The 14686-nt window shown below is 63.9% G+C and carries 12 protein-coding genes and 1 pseudogene; 12 read left to right on the top strand and 1 reads right to left on the bottom strand.

What is annotated here, in order from left to right; translation table 11 throughout:
• Positions 1 to 206 precede the first annotated feature (206 nt).
• From F758_RS0136420 to F758_RS0136365, 11 genes are all read left to right on the top strand, one after another.
• On the top strand, positions 207 to 878 hold the full coding sequence (locus tag F758_RS0136420) for a response regulator transcription factor (RefSeq protein WP_024512471.1): 672 nt from the start codon (positions 207 to 209) through the stop codon (positions 876 to 878).
• A gap of 92 nt (positions 879 to 970) precedes the next feature.
• Complete coding sequence (locus tag F758_RS0136415; RefSeq protein ID WP_024512470.1) at positions 971 to 2347, top strand: sensor histidine kinase; 1377 nt, start codon at positions 971 to 973, stop codon at positions 2345 to 2347.
• Between the two features lie 124 nt (positions 2348 to 2471).
• Positions 2472 to 3869 (top strand): hypothetical protein, encoded by a 1398-nt coding sequence (locus F758_RS0136410; protein WP_024512469.1) that lies wholly within the window; start codon positions 2472 to 2474, stop codon positions 3867 to 3869.
• Between the two features lie 92 nt (positions 3870 to 3961).
• A complete protein-coding gene (locus F758_RS0136405; RefSeq protein WP_024512468.1) occupies positions 3962 to 4231 on the top strand; it encodes a hypothetical protein in 270 nt (89 codons plus the stop codon).
• 136 nt (positions 4232 to 4367) lie between these two features.
• A complete protein-coding gene (gene ccmI, locus F758_RS0136400; protein WP_024512467.1) occupies positions 4368 to 5468 on the top strand; it encodes a c-type cytochrome biogenesis protein CcmI in 1101 nt (366 codons plus the stop codon).
• A 142-nt stretch (positions 5469 to 5610) separates the two neighbouring features.
• Positions 5611 to 6120, top strand: coding sequence for a cytochrome c maturation protein CcmE (gene ccmE / locus F758_RS0136395; protein WP_024512466.1), 510 nt, complete (start codon positions 5611 to 5613; stop codon positions 6118 to 6120).
• Positions 6117 to 8099 carry a heme lyase CcmF/NrfE family subunit gene (locus F758_RS0136390; RefSeq protein WP_024512465.1) on the top strand — a complete coding sequence of 661 codons (1983 nt, stop codon included), beginning with the start codon at positions 6117 to 6119 and terminating at the stop codon, positions 8097 to 8099. The genes ccmE and F758_RS0136390 overlap by 4 nt, the downstream gene beginning before the upstream one ends.
• 5 nt (positions 8100 to 8104) lie before the next feature.
• The gene (locus tag F758_RS0136385; protein WP_024512464.1) at positions 8105 to 8590 is read left to right on the top strand and encodes a cytochrome c-type biogenesis protein; all 486 of its coding nucleotides are present in this window, start codon (positions 8105 to 8107) and stop codon (positions 8588 to 8590) included.
• Between the two features lie 186 nt (positions 8591 to 8776).
• On the top strand, positions 8777 to 10120 hold the full coding sequence (locus F758_RS0136380; protein ID WP_024512463.1) for a methyl-accepting chemotaxis protein: 1344 nt from the start codon (positions 8777 to 8779) through the stop codon (positions 10118 to 10120).
• Between the two features lie 207 nt (positions 10121 to 10327).
• Positions 10328 to 11887 carry a Do family serine endopeptidase gene (locus F758_RS0136375; protein ID WP_024512462.1) on the top strand — a complete coding sequence of 520 codons (1560 nt, stop codon included), beginning with the start codon at positions 10328 to 10330 and terminating at the stop codon, positions 11885 to 11887.
• Positions 11888 to 12253: 366 nt separating this feature from the next.
• A complete protein-coding gene (locus F758_RS0136365) occupies positions 12254 to 12934 on the top strand; it encodes a response regulator transcription factor (RefSeq protein ID WP_035724321.1) in 681 nt (226 codons plus the stop codon).
• A gap of 459 nt (positions 12935 to 13393) precedes the next feature.
• Here the strand turns inward: F758_RS0136365 and F758_RS48615 are convergent.
• Positions 13394 to 13611, bottom strand: a pseudogene (locus F758_RS48615) (transposase); the annotation flags it as partial.
• Between the two features lie 450 nt (positions 13612 to 14061).
• On the opposite strand from F758_RS48615, the gene F758_RS0136355 reads away from it, so the two are divergent.
• Positions 14062 to 14655, top strand: a complete 594-nt coding sequence (locus tag F758_RS0136355; RefSeq protein WP_157450336.1) for a hypothetical protein — start codon at positions 14062 to 14064, stop codon at positions 14653 to 14655.
• Positions 14656 to 14686 lie beyond the last annotated feature (31 nt).

Raw genomic sequence — 14686 nt, 5'->3', positions numbered from 1 at the left:
ATACCAGGGGCTTCCCATGCGCGCTTGCGCGGTTTAACTACCGCGTTGAAGGCAGGGCATGCGGCCGGGCGCGTCAAACAACTCACCGACGCGCCCTTTTCATGACGAAAAAGTAAGGTTGCCAGGCTTGGCCTGTTCATGGACGGTTCACGCCATCAAGGTTCATCTTGATGTCATAACCGTGCAGTTCACCTTTGGAGGCAAGCGTGCGCCTGCTCGTTGTGGAGGACGATCCGGATCTCAACCGTCAACTCACCACCGCGTTGAGTGACGCCGGCTACGTGGTCGATCGCGCGTTCGATGGCGAGGAGGGACATTTCCTCGGTGATAGCGAACCCTACGATGCGGTGGTGCTCGACATCGGCTTGCCGAAGATGGATGGCATCTCGGTGCTGGAGGCGTGGCGCCGCAACGGACGCGCGATGCCGGTCCTGATCCTGACCGCCCGCGACCGCTGGAGTGACAAGGTGCAGGGTTTCGACGCGGGCGCTGACGACTATGTGGCAAAGCCCTTTCACCTCGAGGAGGTGCTGGCACGGATCCGCGCGCTGCTGCGTCGCGCCACCGGCCATGCGCAGAGCGAACTCACCTGCGGCCCGGTCACGCTCGACACCCGCACCGGCAAGGTCACGGTGTCAGGCAATCCGGTGAAGATGACCTCGCATGAATACCGCCTGCTGCAATATCTGATGCACCATGCGGGGCGCGTGGTGTCGCGCACCGAGCTGGTCGAGCATCTCTATGATCAGGACTTTGATCGCGACTCCAACACCATCGAGGTGTTCGTGGGCCGCATCCGCAAGAAGCTGGACGTCGACATCATCCAGACCGTCCGCGGGCTGGGTTATCTGCTGGCGCCGCCGCCGAACGGAGCCTGACGGGGTGGCGCAGGTCCGGCGGCAGTCCTATGCTGCCGGATATCCCCAACCGCCGCCATGGCCTGCGGGCACGCTTTTCGCTATTGTGACTCATGCGCCGCAGTTCGCTCGCGACCAGGCTGTTTCTTTCCGCGACCGCCTGGGTGGTGGTGATCCTGATCATCACCGGATTCATTCTCTCTTCCGTCTACAGAGACGCCACCGAGCGCGCCTTCGACCGCCGGCTCAATCTTTATCTGCGTACGCTGATCGCGGAAGTCGCAACCCCGGACGAGCCGCCGGACCATCAGTTCCAGTCCTTGGGCGAGCCGCTGTTCGAATTGCCGCTGTCGGGCTGGTATTGGCAGATCACCCGCACCGATTCCGAAAAGCCCGAGGTGCGCGCCTCCCGCTCGCTCTGGGACAAGAAACTGCCCAAGCTCGAAGACCAGGGCATCGAGTTGACACCGGCCGGAATCCGCATCGGCTATGTCGACGGCCCGGAAGGCCAGACGCTGCGTATCGTGGAACGGCCGGTCGATCTCGGTGCCGACGGCAAGTTTCTGGTTGCGGTGGCAGGGGATGCCAGCGAGATTTTCGATGAGACCCGCAGCTTCGATTACTATCTCGGCGGCACCTTCGCGGCGCTTGGCATCGTGCTGCTGCTCACCACGATCTTCCAGGTCCGCTTCGGGCTTGCGCCGCTCAAGCGCATCTCGGAGGCGATTGCCGCTATCCGTTCCGGGCGCGCCGAGCGGCTGGAGGGCGATTTTCCGGTGGAAATAGCGCCGCTCGCACGCGAGACCAACGCGCTGATCGACGCCAATCGCGGCATCGTCGAACGCGCCCGCACCCATGTCGGCAATCTCGCGCACGCGATCAAGACGCCGCTGTCGGTGATCGTCAACGAAGCGTCCTCGCATGGCTCGGACCCGTTCGCGAGCAAGGTCCTGGAGCAGGCCGAGGTGATGCGCAACCAGGTCGCCCATCACCTGGAGCGCGCCCGGATTGCCGCGCGCGTCACCATCGTCGGGACGGTCACCGAGGTTGCGCCCACGATCGAGGCGCTGCGGCGGACGATGGAGAAGATCCATCGAGACCGCGACATTGCGATCGAGGTCAAAGCCGATCCGCAAGCCAGGTTTCGCGGCGAGCGGCAGGATCTCGAGGAGATGGCCGGCAACCTCGTCGACAATGCCTGCAAATGGGCATCCTCACGCGTCTTCATCGAGGTGATCGTCGAGCGGCCGGCCGCGCCCGGCGCAGGTCCCATGCTGCGGATCATCGTCGACGACGACGGGCGCGGCCTGTCGGCCGCGGAGCGCGCCCAGGTCTCCCGCCGCGGGCAGCGGCTTGACGAGTCCAAGCCGGGGTCCGGACTGGGGCTGTCGATCGTGACGGATCTTGCCGCCCTTTATGGCGGCAGCCTATCCCTCGGCGCCGCGCCAATTGGCGGCTTGCGGGCTGAACTGTTGCTGCCCGGCCTGTGAGCACTTCTGACGATTTCGTCACCGTGCAAATTCTCATCCTAAAGGACTTCTTAACACCGCGACCCTTATGGTGGGCGGCGGACGCGCGTACCGTCCGCGCGACAGAACGTGCTGACCCGCCCGTATGAGCCAGACATCACACGAACGGTTGAGGGATTATCTCGCGCAGCTTCCGCCGCGGTCGCAGGCGCTGCTGATGCGCGAATTCGAGCGTGCGCTGGAGCGCGGCGAGGATACCGTCGTCGCCAGCTTTGTGCTCGGAGAATTGCGCAAGATCGTGCGCGAGGGCGACGATACGCAGCCCCGCACCGACGATCCGGCGCGGCTGCTGTTCCGCTGCCTGGAGCCGTTTCTGACCGATGGCAGCGCGCCGGTACGCCCCGGCCAGATTCGCCGCACCTCGCTTGCGCCGGTGTGGCAATGGTTGCACCGCGAGGGCGCGCCCGAGCAGGCCCGCGAACTCGAGGCGGCGCTGGCCCGCACCGGGGACGGGCGAAGCTCGCCCCACATGGAAACCGCCGTCCGCAAGCTTCAGCTTGCCGCCGCGGATGCCATCTTCAAGATCACGGGACCCGCGGCCGGCGGGGACAAGCAACGCGCGTTGAGCCGGGTCGGGCCGCCCAATGTCATCGAAGACCTGCTGCCGATGGCTGCGGCGCTGCAGGCCCGTGATGCGCTGGATACGCTCAACGGACGGCTGCCCGGCTATTTGCGTGCCTTCGGAGAGTCCCAAATCGCGGCGGTGACCTCAGCCCTCAATGTCCCCTCGCTGCAGACACCGCTGCTGTTGCCGTTCGCGCTGTCGCTGGTGATGCTGCGCCTGAGCGCGCCCTGGCAGATCATCCGGCTCGCGATCAAGATGGCCGCCTCCGACGATGAAATCAGGGTCGCCGCGACCCCCTACGGCGTGGCCGTCACCATCGCGCTGCATGATCTGTCCTGCCTGGCGGCCGGCTTGCGCGCGGATATCCGGCGCGGCCATTTCGCCAATGTGGGGGAGAATCTCAAAACGCTGCATGACGGGGTGCGGGGCTTGCGTACGGAACTGGACCTGCGCAGCGATTCGAATTGGGGCAAACAGCTCACTTCGATCCGGACCGATATTTCCAACGCACTGCAATCGGAAATTGACAGCGTGCCGGGCCGCGTCCGGCGCATCCTGCGCCAGCGCGCGGACAAGGACATCGTGGCCGGTGCGCGGATCGACGCCACCGAGGTCGAAGAGGTCGCGGCCCTGATTGATTTCGTCGCGGTCTGCCGCACCTATGCCAGCGAGCTTGCGATCAACGAGGTCACGTTGCGGACCTATTCCGACCTGCAGCAATATGTCGAGCAGGCCACTGGAGCCCTGGTGCAATCCCTGCGCGGCGGCGACGCCAGGGCGCGCGCCTACCGGCAGATGCAGTTTTCGGCGGCGATCAGATTCTGCGAGGTCCTGTTCGGCCAAGACTATGCGGCGCTGATGAGCCGGGCGGCGGAAAGTGCGCTGACCGGGGAACGGAAATCGTCGCGGGCGAGCTAAAGGTCGTATTAAACGAGATTTACAATTTCAGGTTGACGGCGCGAGGAAGGACACGTACGGTCCACGCGCGAAGCGAAGTGCCGAATTTGCAGATGCATCCAGTCATCAATTTCGTCGCCCTTGAGAACGGCGTGATCTCGGCGACCTACCGGAACCTGATGATCAAAGCGAAAGTGGTGCTGGTCGAGCAGGCAAGCGGGGCGGCGTTGGCCTATCCGGTGACCACGATATCGTCGCCGGTCCCGGCGGGTGCGCTCAGGATCAAGCTGCCTGGTACGATCAGGCCGGGAACCTATTATCTGAAGGCATTGAACGCCCACGGTCAGGACGCGGCCCGGAGCGCCGAGTTTCATATTGGCTAACCGTCTAGCGCCGCTGGATTTTTGGCTTCAGTCGCGGTGACGCCGAATTGATAATTGTCAATTGCGGGCCTCTGGAGGCGTGGTGTAAAGCGGCACAATGGTGCACGAAGAGCTGCGCCTGCCGGAACCCGCTTCGATGACCCTGTGGTTTGTGTTCGCGCTCATGACAGCCGCGGCGATCTTCGCCGTGCTGTTGCCGCTCGGCCTGCGCAGCCGCGCGCAGGTCCAGGGCAGCGAGACCTTCGTTTACAAGGACCAGCTTGCCGAGATCGATCGGGACCTCGCCGCAGGCCTCATCGTTGCCGCCGAGGCCGATGCCGCGCGCACGGAAATAGGACGGCGCCTGCTGGCGGCCGCCGATCAGGCCGACCACGCGCCCCTGCAGTCAAGCCACAAGCTGCGCCGGGCGGCGGCCGTGCTGGCCCTGGTCGGGCTCCCGGCCGTCGCGTTCGCGGTCTATCTGCCGCTGGGCTCGCCCCGACTGCCCGATTTTCCGTTGGCCGCGCGCAGCCACGCGCCCGATGCTCAGTCGCTTGATGGTCTGGTCGCGCAAGTCGAGCGGCACCTGGAGAAAAGCCCCACTGACGGCCGCGGCTGGAGCGTTCTCGCGCCGGTGCTGTTGCGGACCGGACGCTATGAGGATGCGGTCCGCGCGTTCCGAAACTCCATCACCTATAATGGCGAGAGCGCGGACCGCAGGGCCGATCTCGGCGAGGCAATGACCGCCGCCGCCAGCGGCGTGGTCACCGACCAGGCAAAAGCCGAGTTCGAGCGCGCGCATGCGCTGAATGCCGACGAGCCGAAGGCGAATTATTTCCTTGGCCTTGCCGCGGAGCAGGACGGCCGCAAGGCGGATGCCGCCTCGATCTGGCGCGCAATGCTGGACAAGGCGTCCGCCGACGCCCCCTGGCGTCCATTGGTGCAGCAGGCGCTGGCGCGCGTCGGCCAGCCGGTTGCGCCCGCACTCTCGGACCAGGCGGCTGCTGCCGGGCAAAACATGAGCGAAGCCGATCGCGAGACGATGATCCGCGGCATGGTCGAGCGGCTGGCAACGCGGCTGAAGCAGAATGGCGAGGACGTCGACGGTTGGCTGCGGCTGGTGCGTGCCTATGTGGTGATGGGCGATCGCGAGAAGGCGAAAAGCGCGCTCACGGATGCCCGTCAAGCCGTTGGCAAGGATGCCGAAAGATTGCGGCAGCTCAACGAAGGCCTGAAGAACCTCGGGCTCGAGGGCTAGCGCATGATGCCGAAAAATGTGCAACGGTTTTCGGACAACATCATGCGCCAACACATCATGCGCCAACAAAGACCTGTGATGCCGAAGGAAAAAATGTGCAACCGGCTTCGGGCAACATCACGCTGAGTGAAAGAAATCAGGCATGACGCGCAAGCAACGGCGTTTGACCATTATCGGATGTTCGCTCGCGGTGCTCGGCATCGCCGCGGCGCTGGTGCTCAATGCGCTGCGCGACTCCATCGTGTTCTTCTCGACGCCAAGCATGGTCGCCGAACAGCATATCGCTCCCGGCCGGCGGTTCCGGCTCGGCGGATTGGTGCAGCCGGGCTCGCTGATGCGCGGTGATAATCTGTCGGTCCGCTTCGAGGTGGCCGACGGCAAGGACAAGTTGCCGGTCACATATAAGGGAATCCTCCCCGATCTGTTCCGCGAGGGGCAGGGCGTCGTCGCCGAAGGCTCGCTTGATCGCTCCGGGGTCTTCCGCGCCGATACCGTGCTTGCCAAGCACGACGAGCGATACATGCCCAAGGAAGTCGCGGATGCACTGAAAAAGCAGGGCCATTGGAAGGACGACTATAGCGATTATGGCAAGTCCGCGGGCGCGGTGGCCTCCGAAGCGAACGTGCAAACCGGACAGGGGGCCACGCGATGATCGCGGAAGCTGGACATTACGCGCTGGTCCTGGCGCTCGGGCTTGCACTCATCCAGTCCACCGTGCCGCTGCTCGGCGCCCGCTGGCGCGATCCCGCGCTGATGAACGTCGCGCGCTCCACCGCGCTGGCGCAGCTCCTGTTCGCGGGCCTGGCGTTCGCGGCGCTGGTGACGTTACACGTCACCTCGGATTTCTCCGTTCTCAACGTGTATGAGAATTCGCATTCGGCAAAGCCACTGCTCTACAAGATCACGGGCGTGTGGGGCAGTCACGAGGGCTCGATGCTGCTGTGGGTCTCGATTCTGGCGCTGTTCGGCGGCCTGGTCGCGGCTTTCGGCAACAACCTGCCGCTCTCGCTGCGCGCGCACGTGCTGGCCGTGCAGGCCTGGATCGCCGGCGCTTTCTATCTGTTCATTCTGACCACTTCGAACCCCTTCCTGCGCATCCCCAATCCGCCGATGGAGGGACGCGATCTCAATCCGGTGTTGCAGGACATTGGGCTCGCGCTGCATCCGCCGATGCTCTATCTCGGCTATGTCGGTTTCTCGATCTCGTTTTCGTTCGCGATCGCCGCGCTGCTGGAAGGTCGCATCGATGCGGCCTGGGCACGCTGGGTGCGGCCTTGGACGCTGGTCGCCTGGATATTCCTGACGCTCGGCATCGCCATGGGCTCGTACTGGGCCTACTACGAGCTAGGTTGGGGCGGCTGGTGGTTCTGGGACCCGGTCGAGAACGCCTCCCTGATGCCCTGGCTCGCCGGCACGGCGCTTTTGCACTCGGCGCTGGTGATGGAAAAGCGCAATGCGCTGAAGGTCTGGACGATCCTGCTGTCGATCCTCACCTTCTCGCTGTCGCTGCTCGGCACCTTCCTGGTGCGCTCTGGCGTGCTCACCTCGGTGCATGCGTTTGCCACCGATCCGACCCGCGGCGTGTTCATCCTGCTGATCCTCTGCATCTTCATCGGCGGCAGCCTGACGCTGTTCGCGGGGCGGGCATCTTCGCTGAAGCAGGGCGGCCTGTTTGCGCCGATCTCGCGCGAGGGCGCGCTGGTCCTCAACAACCTGTTTCTCACCACGGCCTGCGCCACGGTCTTTGTCGGCACGCTCTATCCGTTAGCGCTGGAAGTTCTGACCGGCGACAAGATTTCGGTCGGCGCGCCGTTTTTCAACCTGACCTTCGCGCCGTTGTTCGTGCCCTTGATGATCGCGGTGCCCTTCGGGCCAATGCTCGCCTGGAAGCGGGGTGATCTGTTTGGCGCCATGCAGCGGCTGATGGCCGCCGGCATCGTCGCGGTCTTGGGCGTCGCGTTCGCCTGGGCCTGGGCGCGCGGCGGCAGTGCGCTGGCGCCGCTTGCGATCGGACTTGCGGTGTTCGTGATTGCCGGCGCGGCGAGCGATATCGCCGAACGCATTGGCCTGTTTCGCGTGCCGCTTGCCAACGCGGTGCGACGCGCCCGCGGATTGCCGCGCTCGGCCTGGGGCACGGCCTTTGCCCATGCCGGCATCGGCATCGCCCTGATGGGCATCGTCTGCGAGACCACCTGGAACAGCGAATATATCGGCACGATGAAGCCGCACGACAGCATCCCGCTGGCCGGCTACCAGTTCACGCTCGACGGCCTGACGCAGCGGCAGGGGCCGAACTACCACGAGCTGGCGGCCGTGTTCAGCGTGGCCGCGAACGGCAGGCCGCTCAGCCTGATGGCGCCATCGAAGCGGAACTTCACCACGCGGGGCATGTCGACGACGGAAGCCGCGCTGCTCTCGCGCGGTCTCAGCCAGCTCTACATCTCGCTCGGGGACACCACGCCCGACGGCGGCATCGTCGTACGCATCTATCACAAGCCGCTGGTGCTTCTGATCTGGTTCGGCCCCGTGCTGATGGCCTTGGGCGGCCTGTTGTCGCTGTCCGACCGGCGGCTGCGCGTTGGCGTGCCCAAACCGGCCAAGGCGCTGCGCGGCCTGCAGCCCGCGGAGTGAACTGGATGCGACGTCTCCTTGCCATCCTCTGCATGTTCGCCGCGATCGGCTTGTCGGCGGCGCACGCGGTGTTGCCGGACGAGGTCATGTCCGATCCGGCCAAGGAGGCGCGCGCGCGCAACTTATCGCGCGAGTTGCGCTGCATGGTCTGCCAGAACCAGTCGATCGATGATTCGGAGGCGCCGCTCGCGCGCGACCTCCGTTTGCTGGTCCGCGAGCGCATCGCGGCCGGGGACAGCGATTCGCAGGTGATCGATTTTCTGGTGGCGCGCTATGGCGAGTTCGTCCTTTTGAAACCGCGCTTCGAGCCGCAGACCCTGCTGCTCTGGCTGGTGCCGCCACTGGTGTTTCTCGGTGGCGGTCTCGCACTATGGATGAACGCGAGACGGCGGCCCAAGGCCGCGCCGCAGCCCAATGCTTCGCTGACGGCGGAAGAAGAGGCGAGACTTGCGGCGCTGATGTCGGGCGAGGCGCCGGCCGAGAAGTCGTGAAGTCAGCCGGTGCGAGTGGCTTTCCTTCGCAACAAGCACGCCCGCGGCTCGATGTCGGCACCTACGTAATCATACGGAGGCCTGCGGCTTGAACCGGATGATCCGCCGCGGCGTGGCCTTCATGCAATTTTGACTTCTGTCTGAAAGGTTTCGCGGCAGTTTTTGGAATGCCTGCCGAGCTGCCTCATGTCTTCCGATAGCAAGTTGACGATCCGCTTCCTGGTCGGCGCGGTCGTTGCTTCCCTTCTGTTCCTGCTCGCGATCGGTGGCGGCTCCGGCTTCATTGCCGTCCTCTATCTGAACAACGAGATCACCTCGCTTTCTTCGGAATTCAACGCGCTGAGCGGGCCGGGCCGCGACCACGCGCTGCAGATCTACCAGCAGGCGCAGGCGGCGTTTTCCTATTTCCTGACGGCCTGCGTCGCCATCTCGATCGTGGCGGGCGCGGTGTGTCTGACGACCTATTTCATCATTCGCAACGGCATCATGCGGCCGCTCGCGGCCATCGTGCATGCGATGCGGGAGGTGGCCGACCAGAAATACGACACGCCGATTCCCGGATTGGGCGGCTCCAATGAAGTCGGCCTGTTGGCGGGTGCGCTCGAGGTCTTCAAGACCAACGGCATCGAGCGACAGCGTCTGACCGAGCAGAAATTATTGGAAGCGAGGCGCCAGGGCGAGCGCAGCCAATATCTCGACGGCAGGATCGAAAACTTCAACAGCCTGGTGGCAAGCGTCGTCTCGAGCGTTGCGTCCTCCGCCGTCCACCTCAAGAGCAATGCGGAGACGCTCTCCCGGGTCGCCAACGAAACCAGCAGCAAGGCCAATGCGGTCGCGACGGCCGCAAGCCAGGCGAGCGCCAGCGTGCAGACGGTGGCAGGCTCGACCGAGCAGATGACCACGTCCATCGGCACCATCAGCCGGCGCGTCAGCGACGCCACCCAGCGCGCCGAAGGCGCCGCCTCGCAGGCCGAGAAGAGCCGCGATACCATTCACACGCTTTCCGGAGCGGCCGAGAAGATCGGCACCGTGGTGCAGCTCGTTCAGGCCATCGCTTCGCAGACCAATCTGCTCGCGCTCAACGCCACCATCGAGGCGGCGCGGGCAGGGGAGGCCGGCAAGGGATTTGCGGTGGTCGCCTCCGAGGTCAAGAATCTCGCGCACCAGACCAGCAAGGCGACCGAGGAGATTTCCGCCCAGGTCACCAGTATTCAGGGCATCACCGCCGAGACGCGTAGCGCGATCGACGACATCTCGAATACGCTATCGGAGATCAGCGCGATCATGTCGGGCATCGAGGTCGATACCGCCCAGCAGCGGAACTCGACCGAGGATATCTCCAGGAGCGTCCAGGTCGCCGCCCACGGCACGCTGGAGGTCTCCAACCACATCGGCCAGATCACGCTGACCTCGGCCGAAACCGGACGGATGGCAAGCGAAGCCCGCGACGCGGCCGCCGATCTGTCGCAACAGGCCGAGACCTTGAAACGCGAAGTCGACGACTTCATCTTAAGCGTCAAGGCGAGCTGACGGCCGCAGGGGCGGGCGAGGTAATTTCTTGCCGCCGCAGGGACTTAAGTCCTCCTGCGATAAACTGCCGCATTCGGCAACGGCCTTTATTACAAAAGTTTAACTCCGCCGCCAGCGCGCTGTAAGGCGTCCGTCCCCATCTTCGTCTCCGAGCGGTGTCTACATCTGCACCGAAGATTTTCAGCTCAGGTTCCTGGAGAAAGCTTTATGACCGATCGTCCGACCGATCTCTCGTCGTTCCCATCCTTCCGGCCGGGTCGCCGCTCGCTGTTGTCTGCGCGCAAATTTGCGCTGATGGCGTCGGTCGTGGCTGGCCTGGGCGTGGCCGTTTACGGCTTCGGACCCTCGGGCGGGCCGGCGAATGTGTTTTCGACGCCGGCGCACGCACAGGTCAATAACGAGGTCAGCAAGGTCCAGCAGCCGATCGGTTTCGCCGACATTGTCGAGCGCGTGAAGCCCTCGGTGATTTCGGTCAAGGTCAACATCAATGAGAAGGTCGCCAAGGATGATGGCGACGATGATCTTCCGTTCCAGCCGGGTTCGCCGATGGAGCGGTTCTTCCGCCGCTTCGGCGGGCCTGATTTTCCGCGCGGCGGCCACCGGGTGATCACCGGCCAGGGCTCTGGCTTCTTCATTTCGGCCGACGGCTACGCCGTCACCAACAACCACGTCGTGGACGGCGCCAGCAAGGTCGAGGTCACCGCCGACGATGGCAAGATTTATAAGGCCAAGGTGATCGGAACCGACGCACGCACCGATCTCGCCCTGATCAAGGTGGAGGGTGGTTCGAACTTCCCGTTCGCCAAGCTTGCCGACGGCAAGCCGCGCATCGGCGACTGGGTGCTCGCGGTCGGCAATCCCTTCGGCCTCGGCGGCACCGTGACCGCCGGCATCGTCTCGGCCATGGGCCGCGACATCGGCAACGGTCCCTATGATGATTTCATCCAGATCGATGCGCCCGTGAACAAGGGCAATTCGGGCGGTCCGGCCTTCAACACCGCGGGCGACGTGGTCGGCGTCAACACCGCGATCTACTCGCCCTCGGGCGGCAGCGTCGGTATCGCTTTCTCGATCCCGTCTGCCACCGTCAAGAGCGTGGTCGCCCAGCTCAAGGACAAGGGATCCGTCAGCCGCGGCTGGATCGGGGTCCAGATTCAGCCGGTGACGCAGGACATCGCCGACAGCCTCGGCCTGAAGAAGGCGGAAGGCGCGCTGGTGGCCGAACCCCAGAAGGACGGCCCGGCCTCCAAGGCCGGCATCGAGTCGGGTGACGTCATCACCAAGGTCAATGGCGAGACGGTCAAGGATGCCCGCGAGCTTGCGCGCACGATTGGTGGCTTGGCCCCGGGGACGGCGGTCAAGCTCGATGTGCTGCACAAGGGTGAGGACAAGGTCGTCAACCTGACGCTCGGTCAGCTTCCTAACCAGGTGGAAGCCAAGGCCGAAGAAAGCGACAACGGCAACACCTCCCCGCGCGGCACCGACGTGCCGAAGCTCGGTCTGACGGTCGCGCCCGCTGGCAGCGTCGCCGGCGCCGGCAAGGAAGGTGTCGTCGTCACCGACGTCGACCCGAAGAGCGCGGCGGCCGATCGCGGCTTCAAGGAAGGCGATGTCATTCTCGAGGTCGCGGGCAAGACGGTCGCCAACGCCGGCGATGTGCGCGAGGCGATCAACGCGGCACGCAACGACAACAAGAATAGCGTTCTGATGCGGGTGAAGACCGGCGGCCAGTCGCGCTTTGTCGCAGTGCCCCTGGCCAAAGGGTAGAGCATGATCGCGATCCGGAGGGCCGCATTCGCGCAAAGCGGAAGCCGGTTCTCCGGAGAGGTCATGCTCAAGCAAGGAGGCATGATCCGGACCATGCCCGATTGAGTTTACGAGTTGGAGGGTGTCGCCGGCATCTGTCGCCCCCGCCGACGGCTCTTTCCAGGGAGCGGGCGCAAGCCCGCTCCCGCTTCCTCCTTCCGGTGGAAAACGCCCCCCTCCGTCGGAAGGGTCTCAGGGCGGTGAAGTCCCCCAGCTTCACCGCCCACTTTTTCGATCAACCTCGTGGCGCGAGCGCGCCTTGCATCAAACTGTCGCTCGCGCCATTTTGAAGGAAAGTCGATCCACTTGAGTACGTCCGACAAGCATATGCGCCTGTTGATCATCGAAGACGATCGCGAGTCCGCGGACTACCTCGTCAAAGCGTTCCGCGAGGTCGGTCATATCGCCGATCTCGCAGGCGACGGCGAGGAGGGCTTGGTCATGGCCGAGAACGGCGACTACGACGTCCTGGTGGTCGACCGCATGCTGCCCAAGCGCGACGGCCTCTCGCTGATCGGCGCCTTGCGAGAAAAGGGCAATCGGACGCCCGTCCTGATTCTCTCCGCACTCGGACAGGTAGACGACCGCATCAAGGGCTTGCGCGCCGGCGGCGACGATTACCTGCCAAAACCCTATTCATTCGCCGAGCTCCTGGCGCGAGTGGAAGTGTTGTCGCGCCGCAACGTCGGCCCGGCCGAGGAGACCACCTACCGCGTCGGCGATCTCGAGCTCGACCGCCTGTCGCACCGGGTCTCCCGCGGCAAGGACGAATTGACGCTGCAGCCGCGCGAATTCCGGTTGTTGGAATATCTGATGAAGCATGCCGGGCAGGTGGTGACGCGTACCATGCTCTTGGAAAATGTCTGGGACTATCATTTCGATCCGCAGACCAACGTGATCGACGTGCACATTTCGCGGCTGCGTTCCAAGATCGACAAGGGGTTCGACCGGCCGCTGCTCCACACCATTCGCGGCGCGGGATACATGATCCGTGACGGACTGCGTTGAAGTCCTATAAAATAAGCGATTTAGTGTTTCTGTATCCCTTTTGGCTTACCGAAATATTACCGATTTTGTGGGGCGCTGAAGGATAAAATCCGCCCTCACGCTGGTGCGGCCTCTTTGGTTCCGCTCGCGACTCTCTTCCCGGCTCGCGGCAACGTCTTGAGCCATGCGCGAAGGTCGTCGGGCAAGATGATGGTCCGCGTCCCATGTTTGTGGGCAATCAGCCTCCCAGCCTAGTACTAGCGTTGGTCTGCGCGAGATCCTTTCGCCTCGTGCGAAGCGACATTGTGCAGCTCACCGCCTCGCGCGATCTGACGGCCAGCTTCGCTGAATCTGGTTTCGACGTAGCTGACACGCTGCTGAACTCAGAAGCCAGCTGCCTCTGCGCTTGATCAGATCGTGTCCCTGAGCATGGTGTAATTGGCGGTGGGACACCGCGTTCGCCGGCGAGAGCCGGACTGGTCAGCTGGCGATTGCCGGGAAGCTGACGGCGGGATCATCGCCCAACGGGGCGATGGTTTCCAGTGTCATGTAGCGGCCGCGCTGGACCGCCCACTCGTCGTCTGCTCGAGCAGGATCGCGCCGATGAGGCGAACGATGGCATCCTCATTGGGGAAGAGGCCGACCACCTCAGTGCGCCGCTTGATCTCGCCGTTGAGGCGTTCGATCGGATTGGTAACCGGTATGGGATTTCTCGGTGCCAACGTTCCGCTGCGGTGTTCTACATCGTGGCGTATGGTGCGACGATCGGGACAGAGGACTGGGAGCACGAAGTGCGGGCAGGCCGATACACACGATGAGCCGAGAGCCCGAGTTAGTAGCTGGCCGCCTCTGCGACTCGCCCGGTTGCGCCGAGAGCGCCAATCCGTAGTGGTCGTGTCGCCCGCGGCTCCCGTCATGTGTCTGACAGGAGGTGATGAGTGACGTTTGGAGTGCGATTGGCACCTTTGCCCTAGGGGGCGGCTGGATCGTAACGGTCGTTTGTCGGTCAGCCGTTCAGGCGCTTCGTTGACCTGCGTACTGAAGCGATCCACAAGAGTGTACATTACGACAACGTCAGAGCAGCGCAGAACGCGAAGGACAATGGTACTCTTGAGCCTGTGGACTTAGACGACGAAGAGCTAGCCAGATTGGGCGAGGCAGAAGACACGTTCCGCGATCTTGCAGCCCGGATGCGCGCATTTGCGCTGAATGAACCGTTCGCGGTTCGGCTTGTCAGCCTGTGGAAAATCGATCCAATGGCTGCCAGCACCGCGCTTCTCGCGGTATCAAACACTTTGCGCCGCTACGGCGGTGAGCGGGCCGCAGCAAAAAGCAAACTGGAAAGCGTTCTACGGTTCAGGACTGATGCGGGTGGTTCGCATCATGGGGGCAGCATGACGAAGAAAACAACGGGAAAGCGTCCGCTTTGGTTCGGGCTGGGCCTAGTGTTGATCGGGCTGTGCGGCCTAGCCGTCGCATCCGTGAACAAGGACGCCGGTGCGCCTGTTGGCGCTGCGCTGCTTGGCTTCATCATTGGAATGCTGGTCGCGTTCTTTGCACAGGAAGCAGAAGAGTGGACGCGATCAGCAATGACCTCTTCAGTTGCGGTACTAACGGGCGCAGGTGTGCTAGCGCTGTTGCGCTATGGTGCGCCTGACCTGCAAGGGGTTTGGTTCTACCCAATAGGTCTTGTCATTGGTTTCGGATTCGGAACGATTTGGGACGTAGTCGACCCGGCATAGAGCTGGCGAAAGCGCGCCCCAAGATTGTACA

The organism is Bradyrhizobium sp. ARR65 (genome assembly GCF_000472385.1).
Classification (GTDB): domain Bacteria; phylum Pseudomonadota; class Alphaproteobacteria; order Rhizobiales; family Xanthobacteraceae; genus Bradyrhizobium.
The sequence above is the reverse complement of the archived record's forward strand: the minus strand, read 5'-3'. Positions and strand labels throughout refer to the sequence as shown.

Bases quoted from the DNA above. Each gene is read 5' to 3' on its own strand.
- ccmI (WP_024512467.1), top strand. From the start codon at position 4,368: ATGACCCTGTGGTTTGTGTTCGCGCTCATGACAGCCGCGGCGATCTTC.
- F758_RS0136375 (WP_024512462.1), top strand. From the start codon at position 10,328: ATGACCGATCGTCCGACCGATCTCTCGTCGTTCCCATCCTTCCGGCCG.
- F758_RS0136380 (WP_024512463.1), top strand. From the start codon at position 8,777: ATGTCTTCCGATAGCAAGTTGACGATCCGCTTCCTGGTCGGCGCGGTC.
- F758_RS0136365 (WP_035724321.1), top strand. From the start codon at position 12,254: ATGCGCCTGTTGATCATCGAAGACGATCGCGAGTCCGCGGACTACCTC.
- F758_RS0136390 (WP_024512465.1), top strand. From the start codon at position 6,117: ATGATCGCGGAAGCTGGACATTACGCGCTGGTCCTGGCGCTCGGGCTT.
- ccmE (WP_024512466.1), top strand. From the start codon at position 5,611: ATGACGCGCAAGCAACGGCGTTTGACCATTATCGGATGTTCGCTCGCG.
- F758_RS0136405 (WP_024512468.1), top strand. From the start codon at position 3,962: ATGCATCCAGTCATCAATTTCGTCGCCCTTGAGAACGGCGTGATCTCG.
- F758_RS0136415 (WP_024512470.1), top strand. From the start codon at position 971: ATGCGCCGCAGTTCGCTCGCGACCAGGCTGTTTCTTTCCGCGACCGCC.
- F758_RS0136410 (WP_024512469.1), top strand. From the start codon at position 2,472: ATGAGCCAGACATCACACGAACGGTTGAGGGATTATCTCGCGCAGCTT.
- F758_RS0136385 (WP_024512464.1), top strand. From the start codon at position 8,105: ATGCGACGTCTCCTTGCCATCCTCTGCATGTTCGCCGCGATCGGCTTG.